We start from the raw sequence: 22,807 nt of genomic DNA, 5'->3' as shown, positions 1-22,807 counted from the left end.
TCGATAGCTGAACAGCGACCGGCTCTATCCGTCCGCTCCGCGCATGATGACCCCCGCCGTCCTCTTCCAGGCAGCAAATCATGTTCTGCAAACCGCCTCGAGAGCCGACTGTTTCAGCGGCGTGCTAAGCGTGGTCATCTTCCCCGGATCAGGCGGGCGACCGCACCCGTCAGCACCCTTTGCCGCTGCGGCTCTGGCGACACGGCGCGGCTTGTCGAGACCTCGCGACGTCGTCCTGGCGCAGATAGAGGTCCTTTAGCCGCGGGTGCCACGTTTTCCAGAGCAGCCGGTGGTGCAGGCGCGAGCACCGGTTGCCGGCCGAGCGGCTGATGGTTGGCTCAATCCTGTCGAACTTCGTCGACCACCCTTCGTTCTACCGCCGTGCCGGGGTTTTCGAGCGGCGAGGCACCACCTCGGCCATGGCAAGATCGGCAACTGCGCCAACCGCACGCTTCGAGGCTTGCGAGGCTCCGCTCAAGCGACAGTTTCTACAAGAGACCAAGCCGCGACACCGCAGACCGGTGAGCCGACCTGATCTGCTTTATCGACAATGGCAGCTCCGGAATAGACGCCAACCCGGTCGGGGACCAGGTGCGCCCGTGACCCGCAAGCACGCCCTCCGCGCCGGGACTGAAGGTCGCGCCCGATCCCGGGTGGCGCTCGACGCCATCAGCAAGATGTCCGGCGTGAACCATGTGGACGAACCTGCCGACACCCTCCGCCGTCACCTATGCACGACCGATATCCCGCAGCTGGGACCTCGTGCCGTGGCGATACGACCCGCTGTCGAGCATCACCGCATTGGTTGCGCCGTCGCGGACACGGCAAATCATTCTGCGCCTGTCGGATTGGGTGAAGCTTCAACCAGCTTGCAGCGTTTCTGCGCAGGCGGGGCAATGCAGAAGATACCAAGATCTTGACAAGATCGATTCGCTTGAATGCTGACCGCTGGTGTCACAGGTTTCCGATCGGCCATCTCTGCACCCTGTCGCGACGTATCTTGGGGATCTGCCGCCTGCAGGTCTGGTTGCGATGTGCCCTTTGCCGAGTGCTGTTTCCGCACGTCCTCCGCCCCAGGGGGTCCGGGGGGTGGAACCCTCCGGGGCTGGCCCGGCAGCCGCCGTCAATCCATCTGCGGGAAGAACTTCTCGGACGGCGTGAAGATCTCGCACCCATCGGCAGTCACGCCGATCGAGTGTTCGAACTGCGCCGAAAGCGACTTGTCCCGGGTCACCGCGGTCCAGTCGTCGGCCAGGACCTTGGTCTCGGGCCGGCCCAGGTTGATCATCGGCTCGATGGTGAAGAACATCCCCTCCTCCAGCACCGCGCCCTTGCCGGGGCGGCCAAAGTGCAGGACGTTCGGCGGCGCGTGGAAGACGCGCCCGATCCCGTGGCCGCAGAAATCGCGCACCACCGACATCCGCCGCTCCTCGGCATAGGTCTGGATAGCCGCGCCGATGTCGCCGAAGGTCGCGCCGGGGCGCACGGCCTCGATCCCCTTCATCAGTGCGTCATGCGTCACCTGCAGCAGCCGCTGCGCCTTCAACGACGCGCGGCCCGCCGCATACATGCGGCTTGAGTCGCCGAACCAGCCGTGGAGGATCACCGTCACGTCGATGTTCAGGATGTCGCCGTCCTTCAGAACCTTGTCGCCCGGGATCCCGTGGCAGACGACGTGGTTCACGCTGATGCAGCTGGCATGCTGATAGCCGCGATAGCCGATGGTGGCCGAGGTCGCGCCAAGCTCCTCGACGCGGCGGGTGATGAATTCGTCCAGCGCGCCGGTGGTCGCGCCGGGGGCGACCAGGTCGCCGACCTCGTCCAGGATCTGCGCGGCCAGTGCCCCGGCCTTCCGCATGCCCGCGAAATCCTCGGGGGCATGGATGCGGATCCCTTCCTTGGTGATACGGCTCTGGTCCATGGCAAATCCTTTCTGTCTGGCGTCTAGATAGACCTGATGGACCACTTGTTCCAGCCCTCGGGGCGGGCATAGATAGGCCAAACGGACATGAAGCAAGGGACAATGCCATGCAGTCGGACAACCCCACCGCCGCGATCCTGGTCATCGGGGACGAGATCCTGTCCGGCCGCACCCGCGAAGGAAACGCCCATCACCTGGCGCAGGTGCTGACCGCCACCGGCTTCGACCTGCGGGAAATCCGCGTCGTCGCCGACGACCACGACCGCATCGTGGCGGCGATCCGGGCGCTGGACCGGACGCTTGGGGGCGACTACGACCTGCTCTTCACCTCGGGCGGGATAGGGCCGACGCATGATGACATCACCGCCGACGCCGTTGCCGCTGCGCATGGCACCACGGTCGCGATCCACCCTCAGGCGCGCGCTCTGCTGCAGGATCGTTGCGACCGCATGGGAATGGAGCTAACCGAGAACCGCCTGCGCATGGCCCGCATCCCCGTGGGTGCGACGCTGATCGACAACGCCGTGTCGGCGGCGCCCGGCTTCTCGATCGGCGGCACGCATGTCATGGCGGGCGTTCCCGAGGTTTTCCGCGGCATGGTCGACTGGTTGATCCCGCGCCTGCCCGGCGGCCTTCCCGTCCAGTCGCTGACCGTCGAGGTGCGGCGCGGCGAAAGCGACGTGGCCGAGGATCTGCAGGCGGTCGCCGACGAATACGCGGACCTCTCGCTGGGGTCCTATCCTTTCCGCGACGACACGGGCTGGGGAACGAATCTTGTCGTGCGGGGCCTTGATGCCGACCGCGTGGGTCAGGCGATGGCCGCGCTGCGTGCGCGGATCGGTCTCTGATGGCGCGGCCCGACGACCCCATCGTAGCCGCGTTCGAGGCGACCTGGCCCACCGCCGAGGTGGCCCGGTTCGGCGGGATCGCCGTTGGCCGAGGCAGGGGCGCCGGGGGCCGCGTCAGTTCGGCCCGCGCCGTCGGTCCGTGGTCCGAAAGCGACCTTGACGCGGCCGAGGCGAAGCACGCAGCCTGGAACCAGCCGCCGCTGTTCCGTGCCTGGGACGACGACAGCGATTTCATCTCCGCTCTGGCGGCACGCGGCTACCGTCCGGATACGCCGACGCGGGTGATGGCTGCCCCGATCGCCGCGCTGACCGACCGCCCGCTGCCGCGCGTCACCGCCTTCGCCGTCTGGCCACCGCTGGCCATCCAGCGCGAGATCTGGGCAGCCAGCAGCATCGACGCCGCCCGTCAGGCCGTCATGGAGCGGGTGCCCGAACCCAAGGCGGCGCTTTTGGGTCGCATCCGCGACCGTGCTGCCGGGGCGGGTTTCATTGCGTGCCACGGCGACATCGGCATGGTCCATGCCGTCGAGGTCCTGCCGGACTTCCGCCGCCAGGGCCTGGCCGGCTGGATGATGCGGCAGGCCGCCTTCTGGGCCGCCGACCACGGCGCCACGCGCATCGCGCTGGCCGTCAGTCGGGCCAATACAGGCGCACAGGCAACCTATGCCAGCCTCGGTTTTGCCGTGGTTGGCAGCTATGCCTACTACCTCCGATAACGATCTTGGGCGGGACTGCCGGTCGGCTTGCAATGGCGATCTGCCCGCCACCGCTGCGCCATTTCGCGGTCACGAAGCTTCCTGCATCAGCCTGACCCCGGCGGCCACCATGGCGTCTCAGTCACATGTGGCAAGCAGGTTCGGGATGACCGCAGGCTTTCAAAACGTCGCCGCAATCGCGCCGCAGCCGCCTGATCGTGCCCATCTCCACGTTTGCGGATGCACGGGCGCTCAACGGTTAGATCCGCCCTACCAGCCTGCCAAAGAACTCGCCGAGGCGGAGCGGTTTTCTTGGGACGGGCCCGGCTGCGTTGAGCTTCCGGCCTGTCGGGGCAAACGGTGTGCGCGGCCGATGCCGCCTTTCGTCTTCATGCGCTCAGCAGTCGTGGCAGCCGGGCCAGGTTGTTGGCCGCCATTGTCAGGATGAAGCGGGCGCGCACCCGTGCGACGCCGGGATAGACGGTCTGTGCCATGCCGCCGACGGTCTTGGCCCATCCGAAGGGATCCTCGATCCGCTTCCGGTGCTTCGGGGACAGGTCGTAGCCTTGTGCCGGGTGGTTCGCCCATCGACCGCCGAATATCTCGCCTTTCGGGCGACATGCGGGATGACGCCGGTCGGCAACGGATCCGGCGGCGTCATATCCCGACGGTCAGTTTGCAGGTCGATCCTGGGGAGTGGCGGAACCATGTCGAGCGCGGCACGACGTTCGGCATGGCCGTCCGCTTCGGCCAGATCGCCTTGGATCGCCGCTGCGGTTCTCCATCAGCGCATGGCCGCTGAAGCACGGCATCGCGCCGGTGCCGGGCGATTTCCTGCAGGGCCGGGCGTCGAGGCATGGATGGCGTCCGGACGCCGCTCGCCTCGGAGGCCGGCTTCGGCATTGCGGCGTGGGCGGGTGGGGCGGAGCATCGGGACGGTCTCTGGGGCCGGTCCGGGCTGGACGGCAGCGGTCGTGCCTGGCGAGGGCGGGTCGCCCGGTCCCTCATCATCAGGCGAGAGGATGTCCGGCTTCGGCTGAAAGCTCTTCATCGAAGCCCAAGCCTTGACCGGCGGGCCGTCGACCGGAAAATGCCCGTCCGACAAGAGCGGCGCGACCTCGCGGTGGGCAGGGATCGCAGCCTTCACCTTGCGCGGCATCTTGGTCGTCAGCAGCCGGTCGCGGTTCTTCGTGAACACCGTCGGGACCCGGACCCGGACGTCGATGCCCAGCCCCACGAGCCACCGGAACGGCAGGTTGTCCTGCATCAGCTGCCGCTCCGAACGGTCCGGGAAGAGGATCAGCTTTCCGACAGATCCAGCGACAGCGTGTGAATTTGCGGCACGATGTCGCCCAGAGCGGCATGGACCGGACGGTGCCGCTGGACCCGCGACAGGCCCTTGAAGGCGGGCGAGGCGGATATGGAAGTGGCTGGAGCAGGCCGGCCCGATGAGGCGTTCCGGCGCAATCGAGGGGCGACCGAAACGGTATGGAGCGTTTCGAACTCGGCATCCAGGCTGGCCAGCGCCTCGTTCACCACCTGCCGGATCTTGCGCGAGCCGGATGCCGTGCCGGATGCGCGCCTCGGGATCGACACAGCTGAACAGCGACCCGCTCGTCTCGTCCGTGCCCCGCATCATCACCCCCGCCCTAATCCCCGACGGGGAACCATGTTCCTCGAACCGGGTCGAGCACCGACTTCTTCAGCACGATGTTAGGGCGATACGGCCCCTAGCAGGTCGTCGGTGGCGCCCGGGCCGAAGGTCCGGCCTGGGCGCCGCTAGAGTTCCGTCCGCAGCTCCCACAGGTCCGGGAACAACACGATGTCCAGCATCCGCCGCAGATAGTTCACGCCCGAAGTTCCGCCCGAGCCGCGCTTGAAGCCGATGATCCGTTCTACGGTCGTGACGTGATTGAAGCGCCAGCGGCGGAAATAGTCCTCGAAATCGACCAGCTTCTCGGCCAGCTCGTAAAGCTCCCAGTGCCGTGCGGGGTTGCGATAGACCTCGACCCATGCCGTCCGCGCCGCCGGGTCGGGCTGGTGCGGCCGGTCCAGCGCCTCGCGCGCGGGCACGTCGAAGCCCGCAGCCCGCAGCCGGCCCAGCACCTCGTCGTAAAGCGACGGACGCGCAGCCTCGGCCCGCAGCGCCTCGGCCAGATCATTGCGATGGGCATGCGGGCCGATCATCGCCATGTTGCGGTTGCCCGCCACGAATTCGATCATCCGGTACTGGAAGGACTGGAACCCGCTGCTTTCCGCCAGTGCCGGACGGAAGGTCGAATATTCGGACGGCGTCATCGTGCGCAGCACGTCCCAGGCCGAATTCAGCTGCTCCATGATCCGCGACACGCGTGACAGCATCTTGAAGGCGGGCCGCAGGTCGCCCGCGGCGATGCGCGCCCGGGCCGCGCCCATCTCCAGCAGCGCCAGCTTCATCCACAGTTCCGACGTCTGGTGCTGGATGATGAACAGCATCTCGTCATGGGCATCCGACAGCGGATGTTGCGCCGTCAGCAGCTGGTCCAGACTCAGATAGTCGCCATAGGACATGCGCCCGTCGAACGACATGCGGGCGCCTTCGGATGCGGGATCGACCGTCATTGCTTCAGCCTGAACCTCTGGATCTTGCCGGTCTGGGTCTTGGGCAGGGCGTCGCAAAAGACCACCCGGCGGGGATACTTGAAGGGCGCGATCGCATCCTTGACGTGGCGCTGCAAGCGCTCGACCGTCACCTGGTCGGCCGCGACGCCGGGGGCCAGGACGACATGCGCCTCGACGATCTGGCCGCGTTCGGGATCGGGGGCGCCGACGACTGCGCATTCCAGCACATCCGGGTGGGCGAGCAGCGCGGCTTCGACGTCCGGCCCCGCGATGTTGTATCCCGACGACACGATGATGTCGTCGCAGCGCGCCGCGAAATGGAAGCGCCCGTCTTCGTCCTGCCAGAACGTGTCGCCGGTCAGGTTCCAGCCGTCACGCACGTAATCCGCCTGCCGCGCGTCGTTCAGGTACCGGCACCCCGTCGGACCGATGACCGCCAGCCGCCCCAGTTCCCCGCGCGGAACCTCGCGGCCGTTGTCGTCCACGATCTTCGCGCGGTATCCCTGCACGGGCCGGCCTGTGCAGCCCGGGTGGCTGTCATCCAGTCGGTTGGTGATGAAGATGTGCAGCATCTCGGTGGCACCGATTCCGTCCAGGATCGGCTTGCCGGTCCGGTCGCACCAGTCCTGCCAGATCGGCGCGGGCAAGGTCTCTCCGGCGCTGACGGCGACGCGCAGGCTGGAAAGGTCGGCCCCCTCGGCCATCGCGCGCAGCATCACCCGGTAGGCGGTGGGCGCGGTGACGCAGACGGTGGCGCGATGGGTCTGGATGATGTCGATCATGTTCGGCGGGGACGCATTTTCCAGCAGCACGGCGCTGGCCCCGAAGCGCAGCGGGAAGACGGCCAGCCCGCCGAGCCCGAAGGTGAAGGCCAGGGGCGGCGAGCCCACGAAGACGTCGTCGGGCGTCACGCCCAGCACCTCTCGGGCATAGCCGTCGGCGATGACCAGGATGTCGCGGTGGAAATGCATCGTGGCCTTGGGTTCCCCCGTCGACCCCGAGGTCATCCCCAGCAGCGCCACGTCGTCGCGCCCAGTCCGCACCGCCTGGAACCGCACCGGCTTGGTCAGTGCAGCCCGGTCCAGTTCGGCATCGTGATTGGCGGTGCCGTCAAAGCCCACGACCGTGTTCAGGACCGCCGACCCCTTGGCCGCACTGACCAGTTCGTCCATCAGCCGCGTGTCGCAGAGCGCGTGGCTGACCTGTGCCTTGTCGATCACCTGCGCCAGTTCTTTTTCGCGCAGCATCGGCATGGTGTTCACGACGACCGCCCCCGCCTTGGTCGCGGCCAGCCAGCAGGCGACCATCGCCGGGTTGTTCGCCGACCGGATCAGCACCCGATTGCCGGGCTTGACGCCATAATCCTCGACCAGCGCATGGGCCAGCCGGTTGGTCCAGTCCGACAGTTCCTTGTAGGTGCGCGCCCGGCCGTTGCCGACCAGCGCCACGCGGTCGCCGAAGCCACGCTCGACCATGCGGTCGGTCAGTTCGGCCCCCGCGTTCAGCCAATCGGGATAGTCGAAACCCGACAGGTCGATCTGCGGCCAGGCCTCGGTCGCGGGCAGGTTGTCGCGTGTGAAGCTGTCGGTATGTCCGCTTGGTCCCAGTGCTGCCATCTTCCCCGTCCTTGTTGGTCTTGATCCCGTTCAGCCTTGATGCGCCTCCAGCACCCGCCGGATGTCATCGGGCCAGGGCGAGGGCGTGAAATTGCGTGCCATCCAGACGACGGTCGAACGCGCCTCCAGCCGGTCCTCGGCCGTCACGCGGAACCGGGCGCTGGTCCGGCCCAGGTGTTCGACCTCCAGCGTCCATTCCAGCCGGTCGCCAAGGCGCGAGGGCTTGCGAAAGTCGATCTCCAGCCTGACGGTCGGCATGCCCTGGCCCGCCGCCATCATGGAGCCGAAACCGTGGCCGACCTCTTCCAAAAAGAAGTTCTCGACCATGTGGTTCACCATTTCGGCATAGCGGGGATAGAAGACGATGCCCGCCGGGTCGCAGTGGCAGAACTCGATCGCGATGGTGCGGCGATAGGTCATGCGCCCTCCAGCACACTGCGGGCGATGACCAGCCGCTGCACGTCGCTGGCCCCTTCATAGATGCGGAGCGCCCTGATCTCGCGATAGAGCCTTTCCACCACCGTGCCGCTGCGCACGCCGTCCCCGCCATGCAGCTGCACCGCCTGGTCGATCACCTGCTGCGCGGTTTCGGTCGCATGCAGCTTGGCCATCGCCGCCTCTCGTGTGATGCGCGCCGCACCGCCGTCCTTGGCCCAGGCAGCGCGATAGACCAGCAGCGCGCTGGCGTCGACCTTCAGCGCCATGTCGGCCAGGTGCCCCTGGACCATCTGCAGATCCGCCATTGGCGCGCCGAAGATCTCGCGCGACCGGACCCGCTCCAGGGCCTCGTCCAGCGCCCGGCGCGCGAAGCCCAGGGCCGCCGCGCCGACGGTGGGCCGGAAATGATCCAGCACCGTCATGGCGATGCGGAACCCCTGTCCCGGCTGCCCGATCAGCGCAGCGCCCGGCAGACGCACGCCCGTCAGCCGCAGATGCGCCAGCGGATGCGGCGCAATCACCTCGATCCGGCTCACGACCTCCAGTCCGGGTGTGTCGGCGGGCAGCAGAAAGGCCGACAGCCCGCGCGCGCCCGGCGCCTCGCCCGTGCGCGCCACGATGACATAGACATCCGCGATGCCGCCGTTCGAGATATAGGTCTTTTCCCCGTCCAGCATCCAGCCATCGCCGTCACGCCGCGCCGTCGTCGCCAGCCGCGCCACGTCGGACCCCGACCCCGGCTCGGTCAGCGCAAAACCGGCAATGGCCGTGCCCGCCCGCGTCCGCTCCAGCCAGTCCCGCTGCGCCGGGCTGCCGAACAGCGTGACCGCCCCCATCCCCAGCCCCTGCATGGCGAAGGCGAAATCAGCCAGCCCGTCATGCCGCGCCAGCGTCTCGCGGATCAGGCACAGGCTGCGCACGTCCAGCGCCTCGCCCCCGGAATGCCGCAGCCAGCCCGCATGGCCCAGGTCGCGGACCAGCGCCCGGCAGGCCGCATCGGCATCGCCGTGATCCACCGCAAGACTGCTGGCCCACTCCTCAAGGTCCGCCGCCAGCGCCCTGTGGCGATCCTCGAAAAACGGCCAGTCCAGAAAGCTTCGATCCATCTTCCGTGTTCCAGATATTCGGGGCCCGGGGCAGCGCCCCGACCGCCTCAGTTTCCTTCGAAGACCGGCGTTTCCTTGGCGACGAAAGCGCGATAGGCGCGTTCGAAATCGCGGGTCTGCATGCAGATGGCCTGCGCCTGCGCCTCGGCCTCGATCGCCTGGTCGAGGCCCATGTTCCATTCCTGGTTCAGCTGCGTCTTGGTGATTCCGTGCGCCCACACGGGTCCTGCGGCGACCCCCTGCGCCAGATCCATTGCCGCCGCAAAGACGTCGTCATGCAGGCTGTTCCAGAACCCCCAGCGCTCGCCTTCCTCCGCGCGCAGCACCCGGCCCGTATACAGCAGCTCGGCCGCACGCCCCTGGCCGACGATGCGGGGCAGCATGGCGCAGGCCCCCATGTCGCAGCCCGCCAGCCCGACCCGCGTGAACAGGAACGCGGTCTTGGCCGAGGGTGCCGCCAGCCGCAGGTCGGACGCCATCGCCATGATCGCGCCCGCGCCCACGCAGACGCCCTCGACCGCGGCGACGATGGGCTTGCCGCAATGGATCATCGCGCGCACCAGTTCTCCGGTCATCCGGGTGAAGGCCAGCAGCTGCGGCATCTCCATTCCGACCAGCGGTCCGATGATCTCGTGCACGTCGCCGCCGGAACAGAAATTGCCGCCGTTGCTGGCCAGCACGACGACATCCACGTCCGAGGCATGGACCAGCCGGCGGAAGCAGTCGCCCAGTTCGGCATAGCTTTCAAAGGTCAGGGGGTTCTTGCGCTCTGGCCGGTTCAGGCGGATGACGGCGATGCGGCCCTGCATCTCCCACTGGAAATGCTGCGGCGTCAGGCCGGCCATGGTGACAGGGGTCATTCTTTCCTCCCGGCGCGGGACAGGATCTCGCGCATCTGGTCAAGGTCGGTTTCGGACAGGCCGGAGAACAGGTCGTCCACCTCGGCCTCATGGCCAGAGGCCATGGCTTCGAACGCGGTCAGCCCTTCGGAGGTCAGGCGCACACGGACCCGGCGGCGGTCGCCGCCCTCGGCCTCGCGCCGCGCCAGCCCGTCGGCCTCCAGCCGGTCGACGACCGCCGTGGCATTGCCGTTCGATACCAGCAGCAGGCGCGACAGTTCGGACATGGTGACCCCGTCGCGCCGCCGCCACAGCGCGGCCATGACGTCAAAGCGCGGCAGGGTGGTGGCGTGTTCGCGCCGCAGGTAGTCGCGCAGGCGGTTCTCGGCCGTCCGTGTCACGCCAAGCAGGCGGATCCAGGTCTTCAGCCGACGCTTGGACAGCTCGCTCATGCGTGGGCCTGCTGGCGGGATGTCGTCATGCCGTGCCACCTCCTGTCACGGAGGCTGGCACGGGCCGTATATTATTTCAAGCTTGAAACTTCGGTCGCGATGGATCGCGCGATCATTGCCGGAACTTCAGGCGCCAGCCCGATCGGGTCCAGTCGCGGTCCGGTGAATCCGGCCTGATCCAGGGCCTCCGGCAGATCCTCCAGCACGTGTTCGGCCCGCAGCGCGAACAGCGGCAGGCTGATGGCACGGTCCAGCCCGCGCGCCGCGTCGGCAATGAACGGCTCCTGCTCAACGAATCCGGTGACGAGGCGGGCGAACTGCGGCGACAGGCGCTCGGCCAGCGCGGTGGTGATCTGGAAGCTGGCCTGGCTGCGCTGCGATCCGTGCGCCGACAAGAGCAGCGTGACCTGGTCCAGCGTCCAGCGCTCGGCCTCGGCTGCCTGCCGCACCTTGTCCACGATCAGGTCCGGCAGACCCGGATCGGTTCCGAATGGGCGCATGATATGCGCCCCCGGTGCGCCGGCCTCGATCAGGCGGCGGGGCAGTTCAGTGCTGGTGAACCAGCCTTCGGCCATGAACATCGGATAGATCACGCAATCGCTGCGGCAGGTGCGGGCCAGCGCCCCCGGCATGGCAAGCGTCGCGCCCAGCACCTCCAGCCCCGGATCGTGCCGTGCCACCTCGGCCGCCAGCGCCTCGATGGCGGCCTGCTGAGGTTCAGGGTCGCCCGGCTGGCCGTGCGACACGATCACGGCGCGCCTCACGGGGCGGCTCTCGTCTGCGTCGCGGAAATAGACCGCGAAGGTCTCGGGCATCGGGAATTCCGCCAGCGCGCGGGCGCGGGCTTCGGCCGACATCTTGCGGGCGGTCTTCTCGATGATCCGCGGCATCTTCTCGTCCGAAATCGCTGCCATGAAGTCGCCCAGGTACCAGCGGATGAAGGTGAAGCAGATCACGTCCTCCAGCGCCTGCACCTGCGGGTCGCGTTTGATCCCCTGCTTGGTCAGCATCCGGCGCGCCCGGTCGATATCCTCGGCCGGATAGCCGGCGTCGGCCATGATGCCCGCGATGCGCCCGGCATGTCGGCGGCCCTGTTCCTGCCGCCACTGCAGATAACCTGGGCGGCTCATCGGAAAGTCGCTGCGGGGCAGGGTCCAGCGTTCGATATGCTGGCCCCGGCAGGCGATGCGCAGCACGTCGTCGGCCTGTGGGAACATCCGCTGCTGTTCCTCGGCCATGCGCTGGCCATAGAGGAGGTTGGCTGGCTTGCCCTCCTCCCAGTTCGGGTCCTGCGAATTGGCGGCGTCGATGGCGGCGAAGGCGTGGTCGAGGCGGGTGGTCATGGGCGTCTCCTTTGCGCCACTGTGCCGCCTGCCGGGGGCGCGGCGCAAGCCGTCAGGGCAGGGCGAACAGGTCGGGCAGGTCGCGCCGCCCGTCCAGCACCACCTGCGCCGCCAGGTCCGCGATCAGCGGCGCCATGCCGAAGCCGATCTTGAAGCCGCCATTGGCGATCAGGTGGCCGGGGCGGCCGGGCCAGGGCGCCAGAACCGGCGCGCGGCTCCGGGCGCGGGGCCGCAGCCCTGCCCAGACATCCAGCACCGGCGCGCCGGCCAAGGCCGGGCAGGTCGCCACTGCCCGCGCCAGCAGCGCGTCCGCCTGTTCGTCGGGCCGGTCATGGTCAAAGCTGTTTTCCGAGGTCGAGCCGATGGCGGTCGTCCCGTCCGCATGAGGCACGATGTGCAGCCCGTCGGCGAAGACCTGCGGGCTGTCGGGTGCCGCAAAGCCCACCAGCAGCGACTGCCCCTTGACCCCTTGCCCGATCCTGCGGTCCAGCGCCGCGTTCAGATCCAGCAGCCCCGCCGTCCCTGTGGCCCAGATCGTGGGCGCATGATCGGCGGGTGCCGGTCTGCCTTCGTCGATCTCTCCGCCCCCGGCGCGGATTGCGCCCGCCAGCGCGGCCAGCACGGCGCGCGGGTTCAATCGCGCCGTCAGCCCGTCCAGCAGCCAGAGGCCGGTGGGGCTGTTGGGGACCAGCGCCCCCTGCGGGCGGTCGATCAGCGACATGCCCATCGCGCCCGGCCAGTTCAGTGTCGCCGCCGCGATGCGGTCCTGCAGGCGCGCAGCCGTTTCGGCGTCGGCCACCGGCTGCAGCCGTCCGGTCCGGACATAGCCAGAGGGCAGGGCCGACACGGCCTCGACTTCCGCCCAGAAGTCCGCCGCCGACAGCAGGCTCTCCAGCTGCAGCGCCTTCTTCGGGTTCCAGTTCTCGGGCGCGTGGGGGGCCAACGCGCCGACATGGCCGCCGGACGATCCCGCGCCGATTCGGTCAACCTCGAAGACTCGCACCCTCGCGCCACGTTGCAGCAGCGCCCATGCGCAGGCCAGGCCGAAGATGCCCGCGCCCGCCACGTGGATCGTCCCGTCACTTGCCAAATCGCTGCCCTTCCCCGAAAGCTGCCATGCATGAGCGATCTATCCGATCCCCGCCCCGAAGACGAGCCTGCGCTGGACTGGCGCGACGGCGGCGTGCCGGTCTCCACCCGCTTCAACGACCCCTATTTCAGTCTGGTAGGAGGGCTGGCCGAGACCCGCCACGTCTTCCTGGACGGGAACGATCTGCCCGCACGGCTGGTCCCCGGCTTTCACTTGGCCGAGCTTGGCTTCGGCACCGGCCTGAACGCGCTGGCGCTGGCGCAGGTGGCGCAGGTGCCGATCCGCATGACCAGCTTCGAAGCCTATCCCATGTCCACCGCCCAGCTGGCGCAGGCACATGCGGCCTTTCCCGAACTGGCGGACCTCGCTTTCCAGCTGCGCAAAGAGTGGGGTCGAACGCAGTTCCAGGTCGGTCAGGTCAGCCTGACGCTGGTGCTGGGGGATGTCCGGCAGAAGCTGCCGCAGTGGGCGGGCATGGCCGATGCCTGGTTCCTCGACGGCTTCTCACCCGCGAAGAACCCGCAGATGTGGCATCCCGATCTCATGGCCGCGGTCGGTCGGCACACCGCTGTCGGGGGCAGCTTTGCAACATATACCGCAGCCGGCCACGTCCGCCGCGCTTTGTCGGAGGCCGGGTTCGATGTCTTCCGTCGCCCCGGTTTCGGCCGCAAGCGGCACATGAGCGTGGGGCGCTTGCGGGGCTGATCGGGGCCGGCAGGCCCCGGCGGGCGGCGGCCCCCTCGATGGGGGACGCCGCCCGCGCCTCTTCCCGCCGGCAGCGGAGGCAAGCGGAATTTCGGCTGCGGAACGCATTGCGCGCCGAAACCCGGCCTTGCCGCCACGAGGATGTGCAGTTTCCGATGTGCTTGCCCCGCCGCGCCTGTCGGTGCAAGCCTGCGGCCACGGGCAGACTCGGGTTGCCGCTCTGGCAATCCGTGCGGGCGATGCATATCTGCGGGCCGGGCGCATGCGGCCCGCCATCACGACCAACCGGAGGGGCGCATGGGCGCGATCATCGAAATTGACCACCTGTCGAAGCAATACGGCAGCGGAACCAAGGCTTTGGACGATGTCAGCCTGACCATCGACGAGGGAGAGATCATCGCCCTTCTGGGACCGAACGGCGCGGGCAAGACGACCATGATCTCGATCATCTGCGGGCTGGTTGTACCGACGGGCGGCACGGTCCGCGTGGGCGGCCACGACATCCGCACCGACTGGCGCGGCGCGCGCAAGCTCATAGGCCTCGTGCCGCAGGAAATCGCGCTCGAGCCGTTCGAGAAGGTCATCAACTGCGTCCGCTTCACGCGCGGCCTTTACGGCATGCCGCCGGACGACGCCTATATCGAACGCATCCTGCGGGCGCTGGCCTTGTGGGACAAGCGCGATGCCGCGACGCGCGAACTGTCGGGCGGCATGAAGCGCCGCGTGCTGATCGCCAAGGCCCTGTCGCACCAGCCGAAGGTCCTGTTCCTGGACGAACCGACCGCCGGGGTCGATGTCGCGCTGCGCCGCGAGATGTGGCAGGTCGTGGGCGACCTGCGCCGCGAGGGCGTGACGATCATCCTGACCACCCACTACCTCGAGGAGGCCGAGGAGATGGCCGACCGCGTCGGCGTCATCGCCAAGGGCCGGCTGCTGCTGGTTCGCCCCACGGCCGAACTGATGGGCGAATTCGGCAAGAAGACACTGAACATCGAGCTGGATACCCCGCTGGACGCGGTGCCGGGCGACCTGGCCGACCGCGGCGTTGTGCTGACGGATGGACGCCACCTGCGCTATGACTATGACACGCGGGCCGAACGCACCGGCATCGCCCGCCTGCTGGGCGACCTGGCGGCGCGCGGGATCACCGTGCGCGACGTGTCCACCCGCCAATCCAGCCTGGAAGAGGTCTTCCTGTCCCTCGTGTCGGAGGACGCAGCATGAGCGCGCTGAACTGGCACGGCATCTGGGCCATCTTCCACCACGAGATGACTCGCTTCTTCCGCACCATCTGGCAGTCGCTGGCCTCCCCGGTGCTGTCGACGGTACTCTATTTCGTGGTCTTCGGCGCGGCCATCGGCGGGCGCATCCAGTCGGTCGAGGGCGTGGAGTACGGCGCCTTCATCGTGCCGGGCCTGATGATGCTGACCGTGCTGCAGCAGGCCGTCAGCAACGCCAGCTTCGGGATCTATTTCCCCAAGTTCAGCGGGACGATCTTCGAATACCTCGTGTCCCCCGTCGGCTGGATCGAGGTCACCCTGGGTTTCGTCGGCGCGGCCGCCGTCAAGGCGATCATGATCGCGCTGGTGATCCTGCTGACCAGCTTCGTCTTCGTGGGCGTCCATATCCTGCACCCGTTCTGGATGGTGGCCTTCCTGGTCCTGTCGTCTTTGGGCTTCAGCCTGCTGGGCTTCATCATCGGGCTGTGGGCCAAGTCGTTCGAACAGCTGCAGATCGTGCCGATGATGGTCATCATGCCGCTGGTCTTCCTGGGCGGCGCCTTCTATTCGGCCAGCATGCTGCCGCCCTTCTGGGAAGGTGTGGCCAAGCTGAACCCGGTGCTCTACCTGATCTCGGGGTTCCGGTGGGCGTTCTTCGGGCTGGCCGACGTGCCGGTGGGGACGTCGCTGTTCGCCGTGGCGCTGATGGTCGTCGTCTGCATGGCCGTGATCCGCTGGATCTTCGCCACCGGCTGGCGGCTGCGCGAATGACCCCTACGGCTTGATGCTGTCGCAGATGCGCGCCTGCGGGTCCATCCGGACATATTCGCGGGCGCTGATCACCTGCATCTCCATCGACCGATTCCAGCCGCCGAACCAGCGGTCGCGGATGCTGCCGCGATAGAAGTTGCCCATGATCTGGTCGACATAGGGCGGGATGATCTGCGTGTTAGGGATGCGCGGCGCGTGGAACCCGATCCGGGCACGCGGTCCCAGGCAGGCGTTCGGCAGCGTCGTCAGGATCGTGCAGGCCGACCGGCAGTATCCGCGGATGCGCACCTGCCGGCCCGATCCGGCAAGGTCCTGCCGCGTCTGGACCATCTGCAGCACGTTGCCGCCACGGTTGTTCCAGACGTCGATGAAGGGGCCGGCGCGGCGAATCCCTTCCTGCGACAGGGCGGGGGTCGCTGTGGCCAGCGCGGCGATCAGGATCAGGGCGGGGCGGATCATCTTCATGCCGCCATCATCCCGCAAACGCGGCGGAGGTGAAATCACGATCCGGCGACAGGAGCGCCCTGCGCGACCGCCGAACCCGCCGGCCATGTCCGGCGTTACCCTTTTCCCTGAACCGGAGAAAAAAGATGTACAGGTTGTTCAAGTGGTTCGCGATCTTCAAGATGCTGCGCCGCTTCATGCGGCGGCGGTGACAGGGGGCACCTGGCGGCCAGCGGTTGCGTCTTTTCCCGCGCGGGCGAATCGCTTATGTGCGGCGGATGCAGCAGAACCCGCCAGACCTTCGCCCCGACCTTGCCCGCGCGCGCATCCCCGATGAACGCCGCGACGGCCAGCCGACCATCGGCATGGTGTCCTTGGGCTGCCCCAAGGCGCTGGTCGACAGCGAGCGCATCCTGACCCGCCTGCGGGCCGAAGGCTATGCGATCAGTGCCGACTATCACGGCGCGGATGCCGTGGTCGTCAATACATGCGGGTTTCTGGACAGCGCCAAGGCCGAGAGCCTGGACGCAATCGGCGAGGCGCTGCGCGAGAACGGCCGCGTGATCGTCACCGGCTGTCTGGGGGCGGAACCGGACTATATCACCGGCGCGCATCCCAAGGTTCTGGCCGTGACCGGGCCGCATCAGTACGAACAGGTTCTGGACGCGGTGCATCTGGCGGTGCCGCCCAGGCCCGATCCCTTCATCGACCTGCTGCCGGCAAGCGGGGTCAGCCTGACGCCGCGGCACTACAGCTATCTGAAGATTTCTGAAGGCTGCAATCACAAGTGCAAGTTCTGCATCATTCCCGACATGCGCGGCCGCCTTGTCAGCCGCCCGGCCCATGCCGTCGTGCGAGAGGCCGAGAAGCTGGTCGAGGCCGGTGTCAAGGAACTGCTGGTGATCAGCCAGGACACCAGCGCCTATGGGCTTGACCGCCGCCACGACACCGAACGTGGCCACCGCGCCCATATCACCGATCTGGCGCGCGATCTGGGCTCGCTTGGGGTTTGGGTGCGGTTGCACTATGTCTATCCTTATCCGCATGTGCGCGACCTGATCCCGTTGATGGCGGAAGGGCTGGTGCTGCCCTATCTGGACATCCCGTTCCAGCACGCCCACCCGGGCGTGCTGAAGCGCATGGCCCGCCCCGCCGCCGCGGCCAGGACGCTGGACGAGATCGCGGCGTGGCGCGCGATTTGCCCCGAGATCACCCTGCGCTCCACCTTCATCGTCGGTTACCCCGGAGAGACCGAGGCAGAGTTCCAGACCCTTCTGGACTGGCTGGACGAGGCGCAACTGGACCGCGTCGGCGCCTTCCAGTACGAAAACGTCAAGGGCGCGCGCGCCAACGACCTGCCCGATCATGTGGCCCCCGACATCAAGCAGGAGCGTTTCGAACGTTTCATGGAAAAGGCGCAGGCGATCAGCGCCGCCAAGCTGGAGGCCAAGGTCGGCACGCGGCTTGAGGTCATCGTGGACGAGATCGACCAGGACGGCGCCACCTGCCGCACCAAGGCCGACGCGCCGGAAATCGACGGTAACCTCTTCATCGATCAGGGGTTTGACGGCCTGACCCCCGGCGATATCCTGACCGTGACTGTGGACGAGGCGGGCGACTATGACCTCTGGGGACGACGCGACTGACCAGCTGGCGCGGCTGGTGACCACGTTGGCCATCAGCCCCGCCTTCGACCCCGTAGGCCGGCCGCGAAAGCCCGGCGCCCTGTGCATCGGGGCGCAGAAAGCCGGAACCAGTTGGCTCGCGCAGATGCTGGGCCAGCACCCTCAGGTCTGGATCCCGCCCTTCAAGGAGGTGCAGTATTTCAACCACCAGCACATGCCCGGACACCGCCGCTGGATCGCCTGGCATTACCGCAACAAGCCGCAGGAGATCCGCGACCGCCACAGGATGCGGCAGGTCCCGCTGGAGCCTGCGCTGGACGCCTATCTGACCGCCATCACCAGCGGCAAGATGTTCCACAACCAGTGGTACAAGCGCATCTTCGCACCCGCGCCTGCCCATGCCATGCCCATGGACTTTACGCCGGAATATTCGGCGCTGCCGGACGAAGGCGTGCAGGCCGTCCGCGACCTTTTGCCCAAGGCGCGCGTGATCTATCTGGTCCGCCACCCGGTCGATCGCGCCATATCCCAGCTACGCATGAACCTGCGGCGCGAACAGCGAACGCCCCTGACGCTGGACGACTGGCTGGCCGAGGTGGCGAACCCGGTGCTGGACGAGCGCGGCGACTATGCGACCTATCTGCCGCGCTGGCTGGCGCGCTATCCCGACATGCTGGTGATCCCCTTCGGGCGCATCGCCGCCGCGCCCCACAAGGTCATGGACGCCGTCGAGGCGCATCTGGGGATCGGCCCCGGCTTCTATGCGAACCTGACGAAGAAGGTCTTTGCCAATGCCCCCGGCCTGATGCCCCCGCCCGAAGCCGTGGCCGCGCTGGAGGCCCGGCTGGCGCCGCAGGTCGATACGCTGCGCGACATGCTGGGCTGCAATTTCGTGGCCGAGATCCGCTGACCTTCCATCGGCCCGCCCGATCGCCTACAAGGCAGCAAATTACAGGAGAGTCCGATGGCGTCCTATCAGTTCGTCTACCACATGGACGGCGTGTCCAAGACCTATCCAGGCGGCAAGAAGGTCTTCGAGAACATCCGTCTGAACTTCCTTCCCGGTGTCAAGATCGGCGTCGTCGGCGTCAACGGTGCCGGCAAGTCGACCCTGCTGCGCGTCATGGCGGGCTGGGACAAGGACTTCACCGGCGAGGCCTGGGCCGCCAAGGGCGCGACCGTGGGTTACCTGCCGCAGGAGCCGCAGCTGGACGAATCGCTGGACGTGCGCGGCAACGTCATGCTGGGCGTCGCGGCAAAGCAGGCCAAGCTGGATCGCTACAACGAACTGGCGATGAATTACAGCGACGAGACCGCCGAGGAGATGGCGGCCCTGCAGGACCAGATCGACGCGGAAAACCTGTGGGACCTGGACAGCCAGATCGACGTCGCGATGGAGGCGCTGCGCTGCCCGCCCGACGATGCCGATGTCACCACCCTGTCGGGCGGTGAGCGTCGCCGCGTGGCGCTGTGCAAGCTGCTGCTGGAAGCGCCCGACATGCTGCTGCTGGACGAACCGACCAACCACCTGGATGCGGAAACCATCGCCTGGCTGCAAAAGCACCTGATCGAATACAAGGGCACGATCCTGACCGTGACCCACGACCGCTATTTCCTGGACGACATCACCAGCTGGATCCTGGAGCTGGAGCGTGGCCGCGGCCTGCCGCACGAGGGGAACTATTCCTCGTGGCTGGAGGCCAAGGCCAAGCGCGTGGCGCAGGAAGCGCGCGAGGACAAGTCCAAGCAGAAGGTCCTGGAAAAGGAACTGGAATGGATCCGCGCCGGTGCCAAAGCCCGCCAGGCCAAGCAGAAGGCCCGGATCAACGCCTATAATGAGATGGCCAACAAGACCGAAAAGGAACGGCTGTCGAACGCCCAGATCATCATCCCCAACGGCGAACGCCTTGGCGGCAAGGTGATCGAGGTCACCGGCCTGAAAAAGGCGATGGGCGACAAGCTGCTGATCGAGAACCTGGATTTCGCCCTGCCCCCCGGCGGCATTGTCGGCGTGATCGGCCCGAACGGCGCCGGCAAGTCGACACTGTTCCGCATGCTAACCGGCAACGAGCAGCCCGACGAGGGCAGCATCACCCTGGGCGACACCGTCCAGCTGTCCTATGTGGACCAGTCGCGCGACGCGCTGGCCGACGGCAAGACCGTGTGGGAAGAAATCAGCGGCGGGGCCGAACTGATCGCCCTGGGCGATGCGACGATGAACAGCCGCGCCTATTGCAGCGCGTTCAACTTCAAGGGCAGCGATCAGCAGAAGAAGGTGGGCCAGCTGTCGGGCGGCGAACGCAACCGCGTCCACATGGCGAAACTGCTGAAATCGGGCGGCAACGTGTTGCTGCTGGACGAACCGACGAACGACCTGGACGTGGAAACCCTACAGGCGCTGGAGGCGGCGCTGGACGATTTCGCCGGCTGCGCGGTGATCATCTCGCACGACCGCTTCTTCCTCGACCGGCTGTGCACGCATATCCTGGCCTTCGAGGGCGACGCGCATGTGGAATGGTTCGAGGGCAACTTCGAAGCCTACGAGGAAGACAAGATCCGCCGCCTCGGGCCGGATTCGGTCGAACCCAAGCGTGTGAAGTACAAGAAGTTCACGCGCTGACCATCAGGGGCGTCGCAACCCCGGCGCCCTTTTTCGAGGCCAGGCAGCGCGGCAGATGCCGGGGCTGTCAGGACATGACGTGGCGGTCGCGCCCGCAGGACTTCCGGCTGGCCGGAGTCGCTGTCTCGGGGCGCGGGGTCATCTCTGTTCGGGCATCCTCGGGAGCAGGGACCACGACGGGCGCCGGTGCGGGCGTGTCCGAGGATTGCGCCAGGGCCGGTGCCGCAAGGCATCCCAGGGCGATGGCGGTCAGGATCGTGCGGGTCATGGCAGGCTCCTTCTGGTTGAGCATCCAGCGTGCGCCCGAATCGGCCGATCTCAAAGCGGCTAACGGACCTTTCCTGTAAATCCCGGCGGGCGTCTGGCGATCCATGCCCAGAAACGTGCCAGTTCAGGGTGGCTTCGCAGCGCCTCGACCGTGTTGAAGTTGCGGGCCAGTTCGCCCTCGCGCAGGGTCTTGTGGATCGTCTTGTGGCAGATGTGGTGCAGCAGGACCGTCTCTCTGCCCTTGCCGCCTTTCAGCTTGGGGATCAGGTGGTGGCGGCTTTGCGGCACGTCCGGCGGGATCGGGCGCAGGCAGAGCGGGCAGACCGGGTCGGCGCCGGAGTCTGACGGCATCGTGACCCTCTCTTTCTGCTGCCGTGGTTTACGCATGCCGTTACCTCGCGTTAGCTGACCATGTGACCGCACCCGCCGCGAAAGGACAAGTCATGCCGACACGACGCCTTCTTCTGGCCTCTGCCGGTGCGTTCGTGGCCCTACCTGCGCTGGCGCAGGAGCGCGCCAACCCCATGCCCGAGGAACTGCGAGATGCGCTGGAACGCGATCCCACCGCACCCGTTCTGGGCAATCCCGACGGCAACATCACCCTGACCGAGTTCTTCGACTACAACTGCGGGTTCTGCCGCAAGATGCTGCCGGTGATGCAGCAGCTGGTCCGCAGCGACCCGGACCTGCGCGTCGTCTATCGCGAATGGCCGGTCTTCGGCGCGGGATCGGAATTCGCCGCCCGCGCGTCGCTGGCGTCGCTGCCGACCGGCAAGTACTGGCGCTTCCATGCCGGGATGCTGGGCATGCGCGGCCGGGCCGAGGAGGCCAGCGTCATGCGCGTCGCCCGCGACGTGGGCCTGGCCGCGGCCGAGTTGCGAGAGCGGATGGATTCGGACTCCGTGTCCAGCCACATCGCGACCAGCTTTCTTCTGGCCGATCACATGGGGCTGATGGGCACCCCCACCTTCATCTGCGGCGACGAGGCCGTCTTCGGTGAGATGACCCCGCAGGAGATGCGCGACCTGGTCGCCCGCGGGCGCAGGACGATGGGCGTCTAGTCCCGCGCGCCCCAGGCCGCGTCCTGCATTTCCCGAAGCCGGCTGGCGGTGCGTTCGAATTCGAAGCTGCCTTCGCCCTCGTTGTAGAGCTGCTCGGGTTCGTCGGCGGCGCTGGCGATCAGGCGGACATCTGCCTCGTAGAGGGCGTCGATCAGGGTGACAAAGCGTTTGGCCTCATTGTAGTTCGAGGCCGAGAGCCGCGGCACCCCGTCGATCATCAGCACGTCCACGGCATCCGCGACCGCCAGATAATCCGCCGGACCCAAGGGCCGCCCGCACAGGTCCCAGAAGCTGGACCGCGCCACCCGGCCCGCGCAGGCGGCCAGTTCGACCTGGCGTCCCTTGACCTCGATCCGGCAGGGCGTCGGGGCGGCATTGCCCGTCAGATCCGACCACTGCCTGTCGATGGCGGCCTTGGCATCCGCGTTGGCCGGGCTGAACCAGACCTGCCCGCCAGACAGACGGTTCTGGCGATAGTCGGTCTGGCTGTCCAGGCACACGACCTCCATCCGCTGGCGGATCAGGTCGATGAAGGGCAGGAACAGCTGCCGGTTCAGCCCGTGCTTGTAGAGGTCCTCGGGAACGCGGTTCGACGTGGTGACCACCACGACCCCCTGGTCGAACAGCACCTGGAACAGCCGCCCCACGATCATCGCGTCCGCGATGTCGGTGATCTGCATCTCGTCAAAGCAGAGGAGGCGGGCTTCGCGCGCAACGGCCTCGGCCACGGGACGGACGGTGTCCTGTTCGCCGCGCTTGCGCGCAGCGTCCAGCCCGGCCTGGATGTCCTGCATGAAGGCGTGGAAGTGGACGCGGCGGCAGGGGATGTCGCCGGCGGCCTCGGCCATCAGGTCCATCAGCATCGACTTGCCGCGCCCGACACCGCCCCAGAGGTAGAGCCCGCGCGTCCCCGGCGCCGGGTCGGGATTGCCCACGCCCAGGAAGGCCCGCCAAGCGGACCGCTTGGGCGCCGGCGCGGCCTGCATCTGGTCCAGAACGCGGTCCATGTGGGGCAGGACGGCCTCTTGCGCGGGATCGGCGCGCAGGGCGCCCGCCGCCACGCGTTGCCGGTAAAGATCGCTGACCTTGCCCATCGCTGCCCCTCTTTAGAACGGCGAACCCCTGCCACAGCGGCGCGCATGGCC

25 protein-coding genes are annotated in these 22,807 nt (G+C 67.6%); 10 read left to right on the top strand and 15 right to left on the bottom strand.

Going from position 1 to position 22,807, the window contains the following annotated elements:
* The first annotated feature begins 693 nt into the window (after positions 1 to 693).
* Positions 694 to 945 (top strand): hypothetical protein, encoded by a 252-nt coding sequence (locus OC159_RS15930; RefSeq protein ID WP_265502153.1) that lies wholly within the window; start codon positions 694 to 696, stop codon positions 943 to 945.
* A gap of 178 nt (positions 946 to 1,123) precedes the next feature.
* Here OC159_RS15930 and map read toward each other — a convergent pair whose 3' ends face one another.
* The gene (map, locus tag OC159_RS15925) at positions 1,124 to 1,921 is read right to left on the bottom strand and encodes a type I methionyl aminopeptidase (RefSeq protein ID WP_265502152.1); all 798 of its coding nucleotides are present in this window, start codon (positions 1,919 to 1,921) and stop codon (positions 1,124 to 1,126) included.
* A 107-nt stretch (positions 1,922 to 2,028) separates the two neighbouring features.
* Here map and OC159_RS15920 point away from each other — a divergent pair, with 107 nt between their 5' ends.
* Together OC159_RS15920 and OC159_RS15915 are read left to right on the top strand one after the other, a co-directional pair.
* Complete coding sequence (locus OC159_RS15920; protein ID WP_265502151.1) at positions 2,029 to 2,769, top strand: competence/damage-inducible protein A; 741 nt, start codon at positions 2,029 to 2,031, stop codon at positions 2,767 to 2,769.
* A complete protein-coding gene (locus tag OC159_RS15915; protein ID WP_265502150.1) occupies positions 2,769 to 3,485 on the top strand; it encodes a GNAT family N-acetyltransferase in 717 nt (238 codons plus the stop codon). Before OC159_RS15920 ends, OC159_RS15915 begins: the two co-directional genes overlap by 1 nt.
* Positions 3,486 to 4,248: 763 nt before the next feature.
* On the opposite strand, the gene OC159_RS20220 is transcribed toward OC159_RS15915, so the two are convergent.
* The 10 genes from OC159_RS20220 to OC159_RS15855 all read right to left on the bottom strand — a co-directional run bounded on the left by OC159_RS20220 (position 4,249) and on the right by OC159_RS15855 (position 12,949).
* The gene (locus OC159_RS20220) at positions 4,249 to 4,731 is read right to left on the bottom strand and encodes a hypothetical protein (RefSeq protein WP_407674144.1); all 483 of its coding nucleotides are present in this window, start codon (positions 4,729 to 4,731) and stop codon (positions 4,249 to 4,251) included.
* 32 nt (positions 4,732 to 4,763) lie between these two features.
* Complete coding sequence (locus OC159_RS20215) at positions 4,764 to 5,060, bottom strand: BolA/IbaG family iron-sulfur metabolism protein (protein ID WP_407674143.1); 297 nt, start codon at positions 5,058 to 5,060, stop codon at positions 4,764 to 4,766.
* Positions 5,061 to 5,243: 183 nt separating this feature from the next.
* Positions 5,244 to 6,065: a tryptophan 2,3-dioxygenase gene (locus tag OC159_RS15895; RefSeq protein WP_265502149.1), complete on the bottom strand. Its 822-nt coding sequence runs from the start codon at positions 6,063 to 6,065 to the stop codon at positions 5,244 to 5,246.
* Entirely contained in the window at positions 6,062 to 7,681 is a 1,620-nt protein-coding gene (locus OC159_RS15890) for an AMP-binding protein (RefSeq protein WP_265502148.1), read from the bottom strand. The genes OC159_RS15895 and OC159_RS15890 overlap by 4 nt, the downstream gene beginning before the upstream one ends.
* 30 nt (positions 7,682 to 7,711) lie before the next feature.
* Positions 7,712 to 8,101 (bottom strand): acyl-CoA thioesterase, encoded by a 390-nt coding sequence (locus tag OC159_RS15885; RefSeq protein ID WP_265502147.1) that lies wholly within the window; start codon positions 8,099 to 8,101, stop codon positions 7,712 to 7,714.
* Complete coding sequence (locus OC159_RS15880; protein WP_265502146.1) at positions 8,098 to 9,225, bottom strand: acyl-CoA dehydrogenase family protein; 1,128 nt, start codon at positions 9,223 to 9,225, stop codon at positions 8,098 to 8,100. The genes OC159_RS15885 and OC159_RS15880 overlap by 4 nt, the downstream gene beginning before the upstream one ends.
* A 47-nt stretch (positions 9,226 to 9,272) precedes the next feature.
* Entirely contained in the window at positions 9,273 to 10,085 is an 813-nt protein-coding gene (locus OC159_RS15875) for an enoyl-CoA hydratase family protein (RefSeq protein ID WP_265502145.1), read from the bottom strand.
* A complete protein-coding gene (locus OC159_RS15870; protein WP_265502144.1) occupies positions 10,082 to 10,516 on the bottom strand; it encodes a MarR family winged helix-turn-helix transcriptional regulator in 435 nt (144 codons plus the stop codon). Before OC159_RS15870 ends, OC159_RS15875 begins: the two co-directional genes overlap by 4 nt.
* A gap of 71 nt (positions 10,517 to 10,587) precedes the next feature.
* Positions 10,588 to 11,859, bottom strand: a complete 1,272-nt coding sequence (locus OC159_RS20025; RefSeq protein ID WP_322626737.1) for a DUF4202 family protein — start codon at positions 11,857 to 11,859, stop codon at positions 10,588 to 10,590.
* 52 nt (positions 11,860 to 11,911) lie between these two features.
* Entirely contained in the window at positions 11,912 to 12,949 is a 1,038-nt protein-coding gene (locus OC159_RS15855; protein WP_265502143.1) for an NAD(P)/FAD-dependent oxidoreductase, read from the bottom strand.
* 30 nt (positions 12,950 to 12,979) lie between these two features.
* Between OC159_RS15855 and mnmD the strand changes: the two genes are divergently transcribed.
* From mnmD to OC159_RS15840, 3 genes are all read left to right on the top strand, one after another.
* Positions 12,980 to 13,654 (top strand): tRNA (5-methylaminomethyl-2-thiouridine)(34)-methyltransferase MnmD, encoded by a 675-nt coding sequence (gene mnmD, locus OC159_RS15850; protein ID WP_265502142.1) that lies wholly within the window; start codon positions 12,980 to 12,982, stop codon positions 13,652 to 13,654.
* Between the two features lie 297 nt (positions 13,655 to 13,951).
* A complete protein-coding gene (locus tag OC159_RS15845) occupies positions 13,952 to 14,878 on the top strand; it encodes an ABC transporter ATP-binding protein (RefSeq protein ID WP_265502141.1) in 927 nt (308 codons plus the stop codon).
* Positions 14,879 to 14,883: 5 nt separating this feature from the next.
* Positions 14,884 to 15,645: an ABC transporter permease gene (locus OC159_RS15840; RefSeq protein ID WP_407674145.1), complete on the top strand. Its 762-nt coding sequence runs from the start codon at positions 14,884 to 14,886 to the stop codon at positions 15,643 to 15,645.
* A 3-nt stretch (positions 15,646 to 15,648) separates the two neighbouring features.
* On the opposite strand, the gene OC159_RS15835 is transcribed toward OC159_RS15840, so the two are convergent.
* Positions 15,649 to 16,110 (bottom strand): hypothetical protein, encoded by a 462-nt coding sequence (locus OC159_RS15835; RefSeq protein WP_265502139.1) that lies wholly within the window; start codon positions 16,108 to 16,110, stop codon positions 15,649 to 15,651.
* Between the two features lie 257 nt (positions 16,111 to 16,367).
* Between OC159_RS15835 and rimO the strand changes: the two genes are divergently transcribed.
* The 3 genes from rimO to ettA are packed head-to-tail and all read left to right on the top strand — an operon-like array spanning position 16,368 to position 20,334.
* Positions 16,368 to 17,735, top strand: coding sequence for a 30S ribosomal protein S12 methylthiotransferase RimO (gene rimO, locus OC159_RS15830; RefSeq protein ID WP_265502138.1), 1,368 nt, complete (start codon positions 16,368 to 16,370; stop codon positions 17,733 to 17,735).
* The gene (locus OC159_RS15825) at positions 17,710 to 18,624 is read left to right on the top strand and encodes a sulfotransferase family protein (RefSeq protein WP_265502137.1); all 915 of its coding nucleotides are present in this window, start codon (positions 17,710 to 17,712) and stop codon (positions 18,622 to 18,624) included. The genes rimO and OC159_RS15825 overlap by 26 nt, the downstream gene beginning before the upstream one ends.
* 54 nt (positions 18,625 to 18,678) lie before the next feature.
* Complete coding sequence (ettA, locus tag OC159_RS15820) at positions 18,679 to 20,334, top strand: energy-dependent translational throttle protein EttA (protein WP_265502136.1); 1,656 nt, start codon at positions 18,679 to 18,681, stop codon at positions 20,332 to 20,334.
* A 67-nt stretch (positions 20,335 to 20,401) separates the two neighbouring features.
* Here ettA and OC159_RS15815 read toward each other — a convergent pair whose 3' ends face one another.
* Together OC159_RS15815 and OC159_RS15810 are read right to left on the bottom strand one after the other, a co-directional pair.
* Complete coding sequence (locus tag OC159_RS15815) at positions 20,402 to 20,602, bottom strand: hypothetical protein (RefSeq protein ID WP_265502135.1); 201 nt, start codon at positions 20,600 to 20,602, stop codon at positions 20,402 to 20,404.
* 59 nt (positions 20,603 to 20,661) lie between these two features.
* Complete coding sequence (locus OC159_RS15810; RefSeq protein WP_265502134.1) at positions 20,662 to 20,952, bottom strand: HNH endonuclease; 291 nt, start codon at positions 20,950 to 20,952, stop codon at positions 20,662 to 20,664.
* 92 nt (positions 20,953 to 21,044) lie between these two features.
* Between OC159_RS15810 and OC159_RS15805 the strand changes: the two genes are divergently transcribed.
* Positions 21,045 to 21,662 (top strand): DsbA family protein, encoded by a 618-nt coding sequence (locus tag OC159_RS15805; RefSeq protein ID WP_265502133.1) that lies wholly within the window; start codon positions 21,045 to 21,047, stop codon positions 21,660 to 21,662.
* Here OC159_RS15805 and zapE read toward each other — a convergent pair.
* Positions 21,659 to 22,756 (bottom strand): cell division protein ZapE, encoded by a 1,098-nt coding sequence (gene zapE / locus OC159_RS15800; protein WP_265502132.1) that lies wholly within the window; start codon positions 22,754 to 22,756, stop codon positions 21,659 to 21,661. The two genes, OC159_RS15805 and zapE, sit on opposite strands and share 4 nt — an antisense overlap.
* Positions 22,757 to 22,807: the final 51 nt, after the last annotated feature.

The organism is Paracoccus beibuensis, from assembly GCF_026162625.1.
GTDB lineage: Bacteria > Pseudomonadota > Alphaproteobacteria > Rhodobacterales > Rhodobacteraceae > Paracoccus > Paracoccus beibuensis.
Note: the sequence above shows the minus strand (reverse complement) of the source record. Positions and strands in the feature narration are given on the sequence as shown.